Here is a 15,200-nt window from a genome sequence, read left to right on the forward strand (position 1 = left end):
TGCATACCGGGAAAGCCGCCATGGAATCGAAAGTCAGCCGCCGCCTGACCGAAAAGGTCGCCGAAGAAGTCTGCGAGCACATCTATGCGCCGCGACTTGCACGGGATTTCCGCACGGTCTTCGACCATATGAGCGACCTCAACCAGGCGCATGTGCTGATGCTTGCCCGTTGCGGGCTGATCTCCCCGCAGGCTGCCAAAGCGCTCGCCGGCGGGCTCCTGCGCATGGAGGAGGAAGGGCCCGAGGTCGTCGAGCTCGACCCGCAGCGCGAGGATGCGTACTTCAATTTCGAAGCCCATCTGATCAAGCTGATCGGCACCGAGGCCGGCGGGCGGATGCATATCGCCCGCAGCCGCAATGACCTGACGGCCGCGATCGACCGGCTGCGGGCCCGCGACCTGCTGCTCGATGCGAGCCAGGCGCTTCTCTCGGTCGAGGAGCATGCGCTCGACGGTGCCTTCCGCTTCCGGGACGTGGTGATGCCCGGCTACACCCATCTCCAGCCGGCGCAGCCCATCACCTACGGCTTCTATCTCGCCGGCGTCGCGCAGTCGCTCGAACGCGACCATGGCCGGCTCGCGGATGCCTGGGCGCGCACCAATATCAGTCCGCTCGGAGCAGGCGCGCTTGCCGGCACGACCTTCGCGATCGACCGGGAGGCGGTGGCGCGTTCACTCGGTTTCGAGGGGCTGGTGGAAAATGCCCTGGATGCCGTTGCGACCCGGGATTTCGGATTGGAGATCCTGTCGGCGCTCACCCAGATCGCATTGGGCTGGAGCCGCGTGGCGCAGGACTATCATGTGATGGTCTCGCACGAATTCCAGACGATCGAGTTCCCCGACCGCGTCACCGGGACCTCGAGCATCATGCCGCAGAAGAAGAACCCGGTGGTGCTCGAACACCTCAAGGGCAAGGCCGGCCATCTGCTCGGCCTCTATGTCGCGTCCGCGACGGCGGTGAAAGCGACGCATTTCACCAACACCATCGACGGCAATCGCGAGGGGATGCGCGGTGTCTGGGAAGCGGGCGAGGAGACGCTGCGCTGCCTCTCGCTGTTCGACCTCATCATCGCGACGGCCCGGCCGAACGCGGCGCTGATGAAGCGACGCGTCACCGAGGATTTCGCCTCCGCGACCGATCTCGCCGACCTGATGGTCCGGGAAGCCGATCTCTCGTTCCGCGAGGCGCATCATGTCGTGGGCGGGGTCGTCCGCGCCGCGATGGATACCGGCCTGGCGGCTGACGGCATCACCTCCGCGATGGTGGACGCGGCGGCCCAGGAGCAGCTCGGCCGGCCGCTCGGCCTGCCGGCGGACCATGTCCGCGAAAGCCTCGACCCGGCGGCAAGCGTCGCCGCGCGCCTCGTCCCCGGCGGGCCGGCCCCGGACAGGGTCGCGGAGGCGGTCGAGGCGGCGCAGGCGCGGCTCGAAAATCGCCGCGGCATTCTCGCACGCAAGCGCAGTGACCTGAAGGATGCGCGGGAAGCGCTGAAACGCGCGATGCGGGAACTCGCCGCATGAGCGCCTCCCCGCTGATCAGCCTGCGCGGCATCGCCAAGCGCTTCGGCGCGCATCAGGCGCTGCACGGCATCGACCTCGATGTCGAGGCCGGGAGCGTCGTGGTGCTGATCGGGCCGAGCGGCTCCGGCAAGAGCACGCTGATCCGCTGCATCAACGGCCTCGTCAGGCCGGACGAAGGCACGCTCCATATCGCCGGAAGCCCGGTCGACATCCACCACGAGCGCGCCTGGCAGCAGATGCGGACCGAGGTCGGCATGGTCTTCCAGGACTACGCCCTGTTCCCGCATCTCACCGTCCTGCGCAACATGACGATCACGCCGGAGCGCCGCCGCGGCGTTCCGCGCGCCAAGGCCGAGGAGGAGGCACGCGCGCTGCTGACGCGCGTCGGCCTCGCCCACAAGGCGCAGGACTATCCGTCCGCCCTGTCGGGCGGGCAGCAGCAGCGTGTCGCCATCGTCCGCGCGCTCGCCATGCGGCCGAAGGCGATCCTCTTCGACGAGCCGACATCCGCACTCGATCCCGAAACGATCGGCAGCGTCCTCGACGTGATGAAGGACCTCGCCCGCGAGGGCACGACCATGGTCGTGGTCACCCACGAGATGGGCTTTGCCCGCGAGGTCGCCGATCGCGTCGTGTTCATGGCCGAGGGGCGGATCGTCGAGGAGGCGCCGCCGGGTGCGTTCTTCGACGCACCCCGCCACGAACGCACCCGCGCCTTCCTGTCCAGCATCAGATCCTTCGGAGAGGCCGCCCATGCCTGAGCCTGCCGGCGTGCTGGCGCCGAACTTCACCACCGATCCCTACTGGTGGGATGCAGCCCCGCCCGAAACCGCGCGCGACCCGTTGCCGGAAGAGACCGATGTCCTGGTCGTCGGCTCCGGCTATTGCGGGCTCTCGGCGGCGGCCGAGCTGGCGCGCAACGGCGTCGACGTCACCGTCGTCGATGCGGAGGAGCTCGGCGCCGGTGCCTCGACGCGCTCGGGCGGCATGGTCTCAAGCGGTCAGAAGCTGGTGATCGGCGGAGCGATCAAGGGCGTCGATGCCGCCCGCATGGAGCGGCTCCTGGAGGATTCGCTGTCCTCCTACGAGCATCTCAAGTCGCTGATCCACGAGAAAGAGCTCGATGCCGATCTCGGCGTCTTCGGCCGCTATTTCGGCGCCCATGTCCCCCGTCACTACGACCGGCTGCGCCGCCATGGCGAATTGCTGGCAAGGCATACCGGCGTCACCGTCCACGAGATTCCGAAGTCACGGCAGCACGAGGTGACGAAGACGGATTTCTACCATGGCGGCATCGTCATCGACGACTATGGCGGCCTGCATCCGGCGAAGTACCATCGCGCCCTGCGCCGCCTCGCGCAGGCCAATGGCGCCAGGCTGCGCTCGCATGCGCCCGTTCTCGGAGTCGACCCCGTCGCCGATGGTTTTCACGTGGTACGGACCGGCCGCGGGATCGTTCGCGCTCGCCACGTCTTCTTCGGCACCAACGGCTACACCGACAAGGCGAGCGGCTTCCTGCACAAGCGCATCGTCGGCGTGCGCAGCTACCAGATCGCGACCGAACCGCTGCCGCCGGATCTGATGGCCGAGATCAATCCCGGCCGGCGCATGATCACCGATTCGAAGCGCGAGCTGATCTATACGCGCCCGTCGCCGGACGGCACGCGCATCCTGTTCGGCAGCCGGCCGGGCCTGTTCACTCTGCCGGAACGCGAGGCCGCGCCGCGCCTCCACGCCATGATGCTGAAGGTCTGGCCGCAACTTGCGGGCTACAAGGTCACCCATTGCTGGAGCGGCAAGGTCGGCATGAGCGCCGACAAGATCGCGCATATGGGCAAGCTCGGAGGCATCGATTTCGCCGTCGGCTGCAATGGCAACGGTGTCGCGCTGATGACCTATCTCGGCCACCAGTCAGCCCTCAAGCTGCTCGGGAAGCAGAACCGCAAGAGCGCCTTCGACGATCCTGCCTTCCCGGAGATTCCGGTGCCGCTCTATGATGGCCGCCCATGGTTCCTGCCGATCGTCAGCGGGTGGTATCATCTCCAGGATGCGATCGATCGCCGTCTGGCACGGCTCTGAGGGGGTGATGGCGAACAAGGATGGCGGCCCCGGCGGCAGGCCGTTCGCCATCGCCTGAAAGGCTCGTGGAACGCGTTCGCAGAAGACGTCTGGCTTGACGGCCGGGAATCGCGTCTGCTGGTCTTCCCGAGAACGGAAACCGCCGACCGATGACGCTCGCCCTGCTCAGACGCGCGCTTGAACCCCGGACGGTCACAGCGATCGCCGGCTCTCCCGAAACGGATGTGCTGGTAGCGCAGATTCGCGCGGAGCCCTATTGCGGCTCGCTCACGGTGCTTCCCGGTCCAAGTGCTCTGCCGGGGCTGCCACCCTGCGATCTCCTCATCGCCCCTGTCGCGATTGCGGAGCAGGTGCTGGCTGCCGCAGCGGGGCGCGGTTGTGCCGGGCTTCTCGTGCCCGATGGCGCAGCCGCCGATTGCGATCGCCTCCGAAGCGCGGCACAGGCCGCGGGCTTGCGCCTGCTCGGGCCGTCGTCGCTCGGTCTCGCCGCGCCGCGTCTCGGCTTCAACGCGACCGCTGTCCCGGTGCATCTGGCTGCGGGTTCGCTTGCCCTCGTCGCGCAGTCCAATTCCGTGGCGGCCGGCATCATGGCCTGGGCTGCCAGGCGCGGTGTCGGGCTTTCCGGTGCCGTCGTCCTGGGCGAAGGCGCCGATGTCGATATCGCCGATTGCCTCGATCACTTCGGCGCCGACCCGTCGACGCGCACCATCCTGCTGGCGATCGACGACGTCACCGACGCCGCGCGCTTTCTATCGTCCGCCCGCGCTGCGGCGCGGCTCAAGCCGGTGCTGGTGCTGAAGCCGCCGCGCCGGGAGCCGGCATGGCCGGCCCTGACGCATTCGGCCCTGATCGTGACCAGCGACGCCGCGCATGAGGCCGCCTTCCACCGGGCCGGCCTGCTGCGGGTCAGCGATCTCGATGAGCTCTTCGCGGCGGCCGAGACGCTGGGACGCGCCCGCGCCGCCGATGCTGGCCGACTGGCCATCGTCAGCAATGGCGACGGGCTGGCGGCGCTCGCCGCAGCGCGATTGCGGCAGGCCGGCGGCGTCGATCACCTGGACCGGGAACCGGAGATCGTCCGGACGGCACAGGATTACCGTGAAGCGGTGACACGCCTGCTGGCCGAGAGCGATATCGACGCCGTGCTGGCACTCAACGCCCCGCTCGCACCGGACGAACCAGCCGATTGCGCCCGCGCCGTGGCCGAGGCCCGCTCGACGTCGCCGGTGCAGAAACCGGTTCTCGCCGTATGGGTCGGGGGCGGCGAGGAGATGGCGGGGATATTCGCAGCCGCCGGCATTCCCTCCTTCGCGACGGAGCAGGACGCGATCCTCGGTTTCCAGCATCTGACCCGCCATGCCCGCCTGCTCAAGGAACTGATGGCGACCCCGCTCGCGCTCGATGAAGGCGATCAGCCGGACATTGCCGCTGCCGCCGCGCTCGTCGATCAGGCGATCCGGCAAGGCCGCAGCTGGCTCGAGCCGGATGAGGTCGCGCAGTTGCTTGCCCTGTTCCGGATTCCCATGCTCGGTCTCGTCATCGCGGCGGATGCCGCAGGAGCCGCCGAGGCTGCCAAGGTGCAGTTCGCAGCCGGACGCACGGTCGCCCTCAAGATCGTCTCGCCGGATATCGCGCATAAATCGGATGTCGGCGGTGTCGAGCTCGACCTTGCCAATGAACAGGCTGTGCGGGAGGCCGCCAACCGAATGGCCGGGCGATTGCGGCAGCAGCGCCCCGAGGCTCGATTGACGGGTTTCATGGTGCAGCCGATGGCCCATCGCGCCAAGGCACGCGAGTTGATCGCCGGCTTTGCCGTCGACCCCTGCTTCGGCCCGGTCATCGTCTTCGGGCGCGGCGGCACGGCAGCCGAACTCATCGCCGATACGCATGTCGCATTGCCGCCGCTGGATCTCGCCTCCGCCGAGAACCTGATCGCCCGGACGCGGGTTTCCCGCATCCTGGCCGCCTATCGCGATGTTCCCGCCGCCGACCGGCGCGCCATCGCGGCTGTCCTGATGGCGCTCGGAAACATCGCCTCCACCCTTCCGCAAATCCGCGCGATGGACCTCAACCCGATCCTCGCCGATGCCAAAGGCGTCATCACGGTCGACGCGCGCGTCGTGCTGGAGCCGGACCCGGCGCGCCGCCGCCACCCGGCGATCCGGCCCTATCCGGCAAGCTGGACCTTGCAGCTTGCGCTCGGCGAGCGGCGCTTCTTCATCCGCCCGATGAAGCCGGAGGACGAGCTTCCAATCGGCGCGATGCTGGCCCGGGTCACGCCGGAGGACCTGCGATTGCGCTTCTTCGCGCCGCTGAAATCATTCAGCCACGCCTTCCTCGCCCGCCTGACCCAGCTCGACTATGCGCGCGAGATGGCCTTCATCGCCATCGAGGAAGGCAGCGGGGACGCCGCCGGCGCCGTTCGCCTTCACGCCGATCCCGGCCATGTCGAGGCCGAATATGCGATCCTGCTGCGCTCCGACCTGAAGGGGATCGGGCTCGGCCGCGCGTTGATGGAGCTGATCATCGACTGGGCCAGGGCCGAGCAGCTGGAGCGCGTCCATAGCCAGGTGCTGGCCGAGAACGGACCGATGCTGGCGCTCTGCCGCGATCTGGGTTTCGAGGTCAGGCTCGATCCCGAGGATATTTCGATCAGGCGCGTGACGCTCGACCTCGGCAGCATCGACGGCGAGGCACGGGCCAAACGCTGATCTGCCACCTGTTCCGGCGGCCAACACCACCACTCAAGGCAGGCATTCGCTGAGCGCGCCGATCTGGCTCTCGACCCAGTCGTCCGTCATCATTTCGAGCGGCGCGTTGAAGGAGACGGCCATGTTGACGTCATGGGGGGCCTGGCTGGCCCGCGGCAAGCCGATGCCGCCCTGCCCCGGAAAATAGTAGCCCATGTTGAGCGCGTAGCCGCGGCGCTGCGCATCGGCGACCTGCCCCAGGATGACATCGCCATCGACATGGCGCCCCGATGGGTGCTTGAGGTAGCGCTCGGCATTCGCCTCGATGATCTGCTGGATCGCGGCGTCCGGCAGCAGCGACATCAGGGCGAGGCTGCCTGCGCCGACGCCCATCGGCACACGGTAGCCCACACCCATCGAGAACTGGCGCCGCGTCGAGCGGCTGATCATCTCGGCGCAGACCGCATCGACCCCGGACTGCACGATCAAGTAGACGGTGAAGCCCGTCCGGCGCGCGAATTCGGTCATGCCGGGACGGATCTTCTGCACCTGCGGCTCGAGCCGCTCCTGTCGCCGCGCCAGCATCGGCACGGCCGAGCCGAGGCGGTAATGGCCGTATCGGCCCGTCGGCTCGGCGAAGCCCTTCTGCAAGAGGGCGACGAGGCTGCGATGCGCCGCCGACTTGGCGCAGCCCATGCGCTCGGCGATCTCCGCCAGGCTCAGACCTTCAGGCCCGACCTCGCCGAGCGCCAGGACGATGTCCAGCGCCCGCTCGGCATTCGACGAGGAACTCAGAGGCTTCGTCACGGCAACAATTCCGATTATCAGAACAAATATAGCCTTATTATACCGAATACAGGAATTTGTTGACAAGGGCCGGTTTGTCCGTTCCGCTAGGGACGCTGCCGGAGCGTCGAGACGTCTAGGAGCGCTCGCGAACCGGCCGCCAAAGGCAGCCGCCAGCTCCATCGCTGGTCGGACAATGCGGGGGCGAACCGGATGGTGTCATTCCTGGCGAGGCGTCTGGGCTTCGCCGTCGTCACGTTGTTCAGCGTCCTGACGCTGGTCTTCCTGATCGTGCGGATCCTGCCGGGTGATCCCGTCCTGGTGATCCTCGGCGACCAGGCGAGCCCCGCCAGCGTCATCGCGCTGCGCCAGCGGCTCGGCCTCGACCAGCCGCTCCTCGTCCAGTACGGGCGCTTCCTCCTGCAGGCGATCCAGGGCGACCTCGGCACCTCGATGATCTCCGGCCGGCCGGTGACGGAGGAGATTCTCGCCGTCCTGCCCTATACGCTGGAATTGACCATCGCGGCCCTGATCCTGGGCGCCGCGCTCGGCATCCCTGCCGGCGTCTGGGCCGCGGTTCGGCGCAACCGGCTTCCCGACTATGTGCTGCGCCTGCTCTCGTTGCTGGGTCTCTCCCTGCCGGCCTTCGTCGCGGCGATCATCCTGCTGATGGTCTTCGCCATCCAGTTCCGCTGGTTCCCGGTGATCAGCGCCGGCGGCGCCGACACGCTGACCGAGCGGCTGCGGCAGATGGCGCTGCCGACACTGGCGCTCGCGCTGATCATGATGGCCTACATCACCCGCGTGACGCGCTCCGCGATGCTGGAGGTGCTCAGCCAGGATTTCGTCCGCACGGCGCGGGCCAAGGGCGCCTCCGCCTCGGCAGTGATCTGGTCGCACGCGCTCGGCAACTGCCTGATCCCGATCACCACCGTCATCGGCCTCTATCTCGGCATCCTGATCGGCAATTCGGTGCTGACCGAGATCGTGTTCTCGCGCCCCGGTCTCGGCAAGCTAATCCTGACCGCGCTCAGCCAGCGCGACTACACGCTGCTGCAGGGGATGATCGTCGTCTACACGCTGATGGTCGTCGTCGTGAACCTGCTGACCGATCTGACCTACGGCTTTCTCGATCCGAGGGTGCAGTACAAATGAGCGAGACCGCAGCGGAAGCCGCTCGCCCCACCACCCCCCAGAACGCCTTCCGCGGCGTGCTGGGCCGGCTCAACCTCTCGACCTGGGCCGGCATCGCCATCGTCGTCCTGCTGGTGCTCGCCGCGATCTTCGCGCCCTATCTCGCGACGCATCCGCCGGCCAAGCAGAGCATCATGGACCAGCTCGCACCGCCCGGCGGCGGCTACCTGCTCGGTGCCGACCAGTTCGGCCGCGACATCTGGTCGAGGCTGCTCTTCGGCGCGCGCTATTCCCTCGCCATCGGGCTCTTCGCGATCCTGACCGCCCTGGTGATCGGATCGCTGATCGGGATGACCGCGGGCTATCGCGGCGGGCGCACCGACATCCTGCTCATGCAGGTGATGGACGTCATCCTCGCCTTCCCCTCGCTGATCCTGGGCCTGGCGCTCGTCGCCCTGATGGGCGCGACCATGACGAACATCGTCATCGCCATCGCCTTCACCGCGACGCCCGCCTTCGCCCGGATCGCGCGCGCCGCCGTGATCGCCCAGCGTGACCGCGAATATGTCCAGGCCTGCCGCGCCATGGGCTTCTCGGGCGGGCGCATCCTGTTCCGCCATATCCTGCCGGCGATCCTGCCGGAGGTGATGGTGATGACCTCGCTCTGGATGGCAACGGCGGTGCGCACCGAAGCCTCGCTCGCCTTCATCGGGCTTGGTCTCGCGCCGCCGACGCCGACCTGGGGCGGCATGGTGCGCGAGGGCTTCGAAAACATCCTGAGCTCGTTCCATCTCGCGCTCTTCCCGAGCCTCGCGATCCTGATCCTGGTGCTCGCCTTCAACCTGATCGGCGACGGCCTGCGCGACGCGATCGATCCCCGTCTGAAGGACGCCTCGTGATGGTCGGCAAGAATACGAGCGACAAGCCGGTCCTGTCGGTCAGCGGCCTGACCATCGCCTTCGGCTCCACCACCGTCGTGCATGATCTCAGCTTCGGGATCGCCGCCGGCGAGACGCTCGCCGTGGTCGGCGAATCCGGCTCGGGCAAGAGCGTGACTTCGCTCGCGATCATGGGCCTGCTGCCCGAGCGGATCGGGCGGGCGAGCGGCTCGGTCAAGCTCGGCGACCGCGATTTGCTGACGCTCGACGAATCCGAGATGCGTAGCGTCCGCGGCGGCCAGATCAGCATGATCTTTCAGGAGCCGATGACCTCGCTGAACCCGGTCCAGCGCATCGGCGACCAGATCGGAGAGGCCATCCGCATCCATCGCGGCCTCAAGGGCGCGGAACTGCGCGAGGCCGTGCTGGAGATGCTGCGCAAGGTGCGCATCCCCGACCCCGAGGAGCGCATCGACAACTACCCGCACACCTTCTCCGGCGGCATGCGTCAGCGGGTGATGATCGCGATGGCGCTCGCCTGCAATCCCGCGCTGATCATCGCCGACGAGCCGACCACCGCGCTCGACGTCACCGTGCAGGCGCAGACGCTGGCGCTGCTCAAGGAACTGCAGCGCGAGACCGGCACGGCGATCCTGTTCATCACCCATGACATGGGCGTGGTCGCGGAAATCGCCGACCATGTCCTCGTCATGCGCCGCGGCCGCGCGATCGAGCAGGGCACGGTCCACGAGGTCTTCTCCAACCCGCGCGACGCCTATACCCGCAGCCTGATCGCGGCGGCACCGAGCCTCGTCGGCAAGCTCGCGGACGGCACCATTCCCGCGCGCGGCGTCGAGGGTGTGCCGCTTTCCTTCCGCGGCGATGCGCCGGTGCTGGAGGTGCGCGACCTCTCGGTCCGCTTCCCCTCGCGCGGCGGCCTGTTCGGCCGGCTCAAGGGCGAGGTCCATGCGGTCGAGCAGGTCTCCTTCGCCATCGGCAAGGGGGAGACGCTCGGCCTCGTCGGCGAATCCGGCTCCGGCAAATCGACCATCGGCAAGGCGATCATCGATCTGGCCCCGCGCCATTCCGGCGAGATCACCGTCGCCGGCCGCCGCATCGACTATGCCGACCCACGCAGCCTCGCGAGCTTGCGCCGCGATGTGCAGATGATCTTCCAGGACCCGTTCGGCTCGCTCGACACCCGCCAGAGCATCGGCTCGGCGATCATCGAGCCCATGCAGGTCCACGGCATCGCCTCCGGCAAGGAGGCGCGCGCCAAGATGGAATGGCTATTGGAGCGCGTCGGGCTCGATCCGGCCCGCGCCACGAGCCTGCCGCACGAATTCTCGGGCGGGCAGCGCCAGCGCATCTGCATCGCCCGGGCGCTCGCGATGTCGCCGAAGCTGATCATCGCCGACGAGGCCGTCTCGGCGCTCGACGTCGCGATCAAGGCGCAGATCATCGACCTGATGATCGACCTGCAGAAGGAATTCGAGGTCTCCTATCTCTTCATCAGCCACGACATGGCGGCGGTCGAGCGCATCTGCGACCGCGTCGCAGTGATGTATTTCGGCGAGATCGTCGAGATCGGCGCGCGCGACGACGTGATCGGCCGGCCCGGCCACGGCTATACGCAGCGGCTCCTCTCGGCGATCCCGATCACCCATCCCGACCAGCGCAGCGCCCGGCCGCCCCAGCGCGTCGACGCCACGCCGCCGCGCAGCCCGATGAAGCCCGTCGGCTACCGCCCGCCACCGCAGAGCTGGGAGATGATGGCTGAGGGCCATTTCATCCGCCGGGCGAGCTAGTCATCCAGGAGCCGGAACGCGAACCATGCACGCCATCGAGGAACTCGCCGCCTTCGTCGCCGACCACCCTGAGGGCGCCCTGCCGGAGGCGGCACAGGAAAGCGCCTCGCTCCTGGTCGCGGATCTGATCGGGGCCACCGCCGCAGGGCTCGATTCACGGCTCGCCATCGCCGCCCGAGCCGCCGCCGAACAGCTCTACGGCTCCGGCCCGGCCGGCATCTGGCTGACCGGCAGCAAGCTCAGTGTCGCTGGCGCCGCCATGGCCAATGCGGCAGCGGCGAGCGCACTCGATATCGACGACGGCCATCGCGGCGCCGCCGGCCATGCCGGGGCCGGCGTCATCCCGGCCGCCTTCGCCGTCGGCCAGGCGCTCGACGCCTCCGACGCGCGCATCTTCGACGCGATCGCGCTCGGCTACGACGTCGCGCTCCGGGTCGCGACATCGCGGCCGACGCCGACGATCGAGACCTATAGCAGCGGCCGCTGGGTGAATTACGGCGTTGCCGCCGCGGCCGGGCGCCTGCTCGGGCTCGACGCCGCGGCGCTCGCCCATGCCATGGCGATCGCCGGGGCCGAAGGTCCGATCAGCTATCCGATGGGCACCTCGAAATACCAGGGCAGCACGGTGAAGGAGGTCATCCCGCCGGCCGTCGTCGCCGGGCTGACCGGCGCCTACCGGGCGCGCGCCGGCGCGACCGGTCCGCGCGACCTGCTCGACCGCGACGACCGTTTTACCCGCAGCGTGCTGACGGGCGGGCTCGGCGAACGCTGGTGGCTGCAGGATTGCTACCTCAAGCCCTATGCCTGCTGCCGCTACATGCATGCCGCCGTCGATGCCATCCTCGCCTTGCGCGAGCCGGGCAAACCGATCCTGTCGCTGCGGATCGAGACTTTTCCGCGCGGGCTTGGCCTCGCCAACGAGCGGGCACCGCAGACGCTCGAAGGGGGACAGTACAGCTATTATTTCAGCTGCGCTCTGGCAGCGATCCATGGCGCCGCCGCCTTGCAGCCGGTCGATCCCGCGCATCTGCGCGATCCGCAGGTGCTCGAACTCGCCGCCCGGATCGAGCTTTCGGCGCATGATGATTTCGCCGCCGCGTTCCCCAAGAGCACGCCCTGCCGCGTGATCATCGACCAGGGCGAGGGTCCGCGCAGCCTGAGCGTGCCCTACCCGCTCGGCGACGTCGCCAATCCGATGAACCGCGCGCAGGTCACCGAGAAATTCCGGCGCATCGGCGCGGCGAGCGTCGCGCCCGACTGGCAGGACGCGATCCTGACCGCGCTCGACGGTCTCACGCATGCCGGCTTCCGGCCACTTTTCGCCGCGCTTGGCACGCAGCCGGCGCGGCTGCGACTGGTTTCAACAGGGGAAGGCTAACAATGAAAAACACCACATTCACAAAAGCTGGACTTCTCGCCGGCGTCCTCGGCTTCGGCCTGCTGGCATCGATGCCAGCCTTCGCCGCGAAGACCGAGCTCACTCTGGGTGCTGCCGCCGTCGATGTCGGCACGCTCGATCCGCATTACGCCAGCAGCACCTCGGACCGCATCCTCTCGGCCTGGATCTTCGGCGGGCTTGTCCGCTTCGCCCCGGGCTCGACCGACCCGGCCACGATCGAGGCCGATCTCGCCGAGAGCTGGCAGGCGAGCGACGACCGCCTCGTCTGGACCTTCAAATTGCGCCCCGGCGTGAAATGGCAGCATGGCTATGGCGATGTCACCGCCGACGACGTCGTGTTCAGCCTCGACAAGGCACGCGATCCCAAGCGCTCGGCCTTCGCCAGCGACTATGCCGCCTTCCAGAAGGTCGAGGCGGTCGATCCGCAGACGGTCCGCATCACGCTGTCGAACCGCGTGCCGAGCCTGCTCGGCCTGCTCACCAACTATGCCGGCGGCTTCATCATCTCGAAGAAGGCCTTCGAGGAGCGCGGCGAGAACTTCCGGCGCAATCCCGTCGGCTTCGGGCCGTTCGCGCTCGAAGCGATCACCCCCGGCCAGGCCGTGACCTTCAAGGCGAACGACGCCTATTTCCGCGACAAGCCCAAGCTCAGCAAGATCACCTACCGCTTCCTCAACAACAACGCCGCGCGCGACCTCGCCTTCGTCGCGGGCGAGGTCGATGCGGCGACCGGCCTCGCCGACCAGCGCTGGCTGCAGCGCACGCTCGCCAATCCCGGCGTGGTCGTCGACAGCTTCGACCCGGCCGAGCTGACGACGCTCAGCGTCAACGTGACGAAGCCGCCCTTCGACAACATCAAGGTTCGCCAGGCTCTCGCCCATGCGATCGATGCGCCCAAGATCGCCCAGTATCGCGGCCCCCGCTTCACCCGCGCCGGCAAATCCGCGATCCCCTCGAACAATCTCGGCTTCACCGAGGATGCCGGCGTCCTGCCGCATGATCCGGCCAAGGCCAAGGCGCTGCTGAAAGAGGCCGGATTCCCCAACGGCCTGACCGTGACCATGCTCGCCAGCCAGTTACCGAGCCTGGAATCGACGGCGCAGATCATTCAGGGGCAGGTTGCCGAAGCTGGCATTACGCTCAATCTTCAGCCGGTCGAGCACGCCACCTGGCACCAGATGATCCGCAAGGACCTGAGCCCGCTCGTCATGTACGGCGCCGCGCGCTTCCCGATCGCGGACAACTACCTGACGCAGTTCTACCATTCGAAGAGCGCCATCGGCCAACCCGGGCAGGTCGTGAACTTCAGCCACTGCGACGTCGCCGACAAGCAGATCGAGGCGGCGCGCGGCGAGACCGATCCCAAGAAGCAGATCGCGCTCTGGCAGGAGGCGCAGAAGCTGATCATCGGCAATGTCTGCGTCATCCCGATCACCGAGACCGGGCAGGTCTGGGCTCGCCGGGACAAGCTCAACTGGGGCTTCGACCTCAAGGGCTCGATGTCGCTCGGCCCGCTCGTGACCGAACAGACCCATTTCGTCGACTGAACCGATCGGCCGCGCCCATTCGGGCGTGGCCCCCTCCATCTGCGGCCGAGCCATGTCCAAGCTGACCTATCCGAACTACACCAACCATTGCGGCTGGAACGCGATGCTTCCCGCGCGTACGCCGCAGGCCCCGCTGAGCGGGGACATCACCGTCGATTATGCCGTCGTCGGCGCCGGCTATACCGGAGTCGCGGCGGCCCGGCGCCTGCATGAGCTCGACCCGCAGGCCCAGATCGTCCTGCTGGAGGCGACGACGGTCGGCGAAGGATCCTCGGCCCGCAATTCAGGCTTCACCGCCCCCGATGTCCTGCCTCGCACGGCATCGATGGAGATGGCCGAGAAGGCCCGCAACCAGACCCGCCTCTTCACCGAAGCCTTCGACTGGCTGACCGGCATTCTCCGCGACAACGACATCTCCTGCGACATGCAAAAGGTCGGTTCGATCCGCACCGCCGCGACGGAGGCGGGCGAGGCTTCGCTGCGCAAGGTCGCGGACGTCGCCCGGGCCAACGACCTGCCGCACACGATCCTGAACCGGGCTGATATCCGCGAGCGGATCGGCGCCGATTACTATCGCTACGGCATCTACCTGCACGACACCTGGCTGCTGCAGCCGGCGGCGCTGATCCGCGGCCTCGCCGATGCGCTGCCGGGGGATGTCACGCTCCATGAAAACAGCCCGGTTCGCGAGATGCGCCGAGAAGGCTCCGATTGGCGCCTCGTCACCGAAGGCGGCTCCGTCCGCTGCCGGACGGTGGTCCTGGCCAATAACGGCTTCATCCCGAGGCTCGGCTTCCTGAAGTCAAGGATGGCGACGATCTTCACCTATGCCGCCGTCACCGAAGCGGTGAAAGAGAGCGATATCGGGTATCTCGGCCAGTCCCCGGCCTGGGGCGTGCTGCCCTCGCACCGGCTCGGCACCACCTTGCGTCGCATCGGCCGCGACCGGCTCATGGTTCGCTCGCTCTATGCCCATGATCAGGAAATCGCACAGGCCACGGCGGTGCGGGAACTGCGCGATCGCTTCCACCGCCGCTGGCCCGGGCTGCGGCATGTCGATTTCGAGTTCGTCTGGGGCGGGACGACGGCCTTCACCATGAACGGCGCGCCCTGGTGGGGGAAGATCGAGGACGGGCTCTATGCCTCGGGCGGCTGCAATGGCAGCGGCATCGCCAAGGGCACGATGCTCGGCCGCAAGCTCGCCGATCTGATCCGTGGCGTCGGTACGCCCGGCGAGGTCGAGGCGGTCATGGGCGCGGCAAGCTGGATCGCGCCCGAGCCGTTCCGGTCGATCGGCTTCCAGATCATCTCGGCGCTGGAAAGCCGCAAGGCGGGGCTGGAGGCCTGACGATTGTTCCG

At 68.0% G+C, this 15,200-nt stretch carries 11 protein-coding genes; 10 read left to right on the plus strand and 1 reads right to left on the minus strand.

Annotated features, from left to right (window positions below):
• Positions 1-20 precede the first annotated feature (20 nt).
• From argH to BLQ70_RS14860, 4 genes are all read left to right on the plus strand, one after another.
• Positions 21-1,520, plus strand: a complete 1,500-nt coding sequence (gene argH, locus BLQ70_RS14845) for an argininosuccinate lyase (RefSeq protein WP_091857925.1) — start codon at positions 21-23, stop codon at positions 1,518-1,520.
• Complete coding sequence (locus tag BLQ70_RS14850) at positions 1,517-2,281, plus strand: amino acid ABC transporter ATP-binding protein (protein WP_091857929.1); 765 nt, start codon at positions 1,517-1,519, stop codon at positions 2,279-2,281. The genes argH and BLQ70_RS14850 overlap by 4 nt, the downstream gene beginning before the upstream one ends.
• A complete protein-coding gene (locus BLQ70_RS14855; protein WP_091857932.1) occupies positions 2,274-3,599 on the plus strand; it encodes an NAD(P)/FAD-dependent oxidoreductase in 1,326 nt (441 codons plus the stop codon). The genes BLQ70_RS14850 and BLQ70_RS14855 overlap by 8 nt, the downstream gene beginning before the upstream one ends.
• Positions 3,600-3,748: 149 nt before the next feature.
• Positions 3,749-6,310, plus strand: a complete 2,562-nt coding sequence (locus BLQ70_RS14860; RefSeq protein ID WP_091857935.1) for a bifunctional acetate--CoA ligase family protein/GNAT family N-acetyltransferase — start codon at positions 3,749-3,751, stop codon at positions 6,308-6,310.
• 33 nt (positions 6,311-6,343) lie between these two features.
• Here BLQ70_RS14860 and BLQ70_RS14865 read toward each other — a convergent pair whose 3' ends face one another.
• A complete protein-coding gene (locus tag BLQ70_RS14865; protein ID WP_061968452.1) occupies positions 6,344-7,096 on the minus strand; it encodes an IclR family transcriptional regulator in 753 nt (250 codons plus the stop codon).
• A 192-nt stretch (positions 7,097-7,288) separates the two neighbouring features.
• On the opposite strand from BLQ70_RS14865, the gene BLQ70_RS14870 reads away from it, so the two are divergent.
• The 6 genes from BLQ70_RS14870 to BLQ70_RS14895 are packed head-to-tail and all read left to right on the plus strand — an operon-like array spanning position 7,289 to position 15,189.
• Positions 7,289-8,230, plus strand: coding sequence for an ABC transporter permease (locus BLQ70_RS14870; protein ID WP_061968454.1), 942 nt, complete (start codon positions 7,289-7,291; stop codon positions 8,228-8,230).
• Complete coding sequence (locus BLQ70_RS14875) at positions 8,227-9,108, plus strand: ABC transporter permease (RefSeq protein WP_091857938.1); 882 nt, start codon at positions 8,227-8,229, stop codon at positions 9,106-9,108. Before BLQ70_RS14870 ends, BLQ70_RS14875 begins: the two co-directional genes overlap by 4 nt.
• Positions 9,108-10,895: an ABC transporter ATP-binding protein gene (locus tag BLQ70_RS14880; RefSeq protein ID WP_091857940.1), complete on the plus strand. Its 1,788-nt coding sequence runs from the start codon at positions 9,108-9,110 to the stop codon at positions 10,893-10,895. The genes BLQ70_RS14875 and BLQ70_RS14880 overlap by 1 nt, the downstream gene beginning before the upstream one ends.
• A 25-nt stretch (positions 10,896-10,920) precedes the next feature.
• A complete protein-coding gene (locus tag BLQ70_RS14885; RefSeq protein ID WP_091857942.1) occupies positions 10,921-12,273 on the plus strand; it encodes an MmgE/PrpD family protein in 1,353 nt (450 codons plus the stop codon).
• Positions 12,274-12,275: 2 nt separating this feature from the next.
• Positions 12,276-13,841 carry an ABC transporter substrate-binding protein gene (locus tag BLQ70_RS14890; protein ID WP_091857945.1) on the plus strand — a complete coding sequence of 522 codons (1,566 nt, stop codon included), beginning with the start codon at positions 12,276-12,278 and terminating at the stop codon, positions 13,839-13,841.
• Between the two features lie 52 nt (positions 13,842-13,893).
• Entirely contained in the window at positions 13,894-15,189 is a 1,296-nt protein-coding gene (locus BLQ70_RS14895; protein WP_091857948.1) for an NAD(P)/FAD-dependent oxidoreductase, read from the plus strand.
• Positions 15,190-15,200: the final 11 nt, after the last annotated feature.

Origin of the sequence: Allobosea robiniae, assembly GCF_900102525.1 — a bacterium.
Classification (GTDB): domain Bacteria; phylum Pseudomonadota; class Alphaproteobacteria; order Rhizobiales; family Beijerinckiaceae; genus Allobosea; species Allobosea robiniae.

What these genes read in the sequence shown, in the direction of transcription:
- argH (WP_091857925.1), top strand. Translation starts at nt 21, where the DNA reads ATGGAATCGAAAGTCAGCCGCCGCCTGACCGAAAAGGTCGCCGAAGAA.
- BLQ70_RS14850 (WP_091857929.1), top strand. Translation starts at nt 1,517, where the DNA reads ATGAGCGCCTCCCCGCTGATCAGCCTGCGCGGCATCGCCAAGCGCTTC.
- BLQ70_RS14855 (WP_091857932.1), top strand. Translation starts at nt 2,274, where the DNA reads ATGCCTGAGCCTGCCGGCGTGCTGGCGCCGAACTTCACCACCGATCCC.
- BLQ70_RS14860 (WP_091857935.1), top strand. Translation starts at nt 3,749, where the DNA reads ATGACGCTCGCCCTGCTCAGACGCGCGCTTGAACCCCGGACGGTCACA.
- BLQ70_RS14870 (WP_061968454.1), top strand. Translation starts at nt 7,289, where the DNA reads ATGGTGTCATTCCTGGCGAGGCGTCTGGGCTTCGCCGTCGTCACGTTG.
- BLQ70_RS14875 (WP_091857938.1), top strand. Translation starts at nt 8,227, where the DNA reads ATGAGCGAGACCGCAGCGGAAGCCGCTCGCCCCACCACCCCCCAGAAC.
- BLQ70_RS14880 (WP_091857940.1), top strand. Translation starts at nt 9,108, where the DNA reads ATGGTCGGCAAGAATACGAGCGACAAGCCGGTCCTGTCGGTCAGCGGC.
- BLQ70_RS14885 (WP_091857942.1), top strand. Translation starts at nt 10,921, where the DNA reads ATGCACGCCATCGAGGAACTCGCCGCCTTCGTCGCCGACCACCCTGAG.
- BLQ70_RS14890 (WP_091857945.1), top strand. Translation starts at nt 12,276, where the DNA reads ATGAAAAACACCACATTCACAAAAGCTGGACTTCTCGCCGGCGTCCTC.
- BLQ70_RS14895 (WP_091857948.1), top strand. Translation starts at nt 13,894, where the DNA reads ATGTCCAAGCTGACCTATCCGAACTACACCAACCATTGCGGCTGGAAC.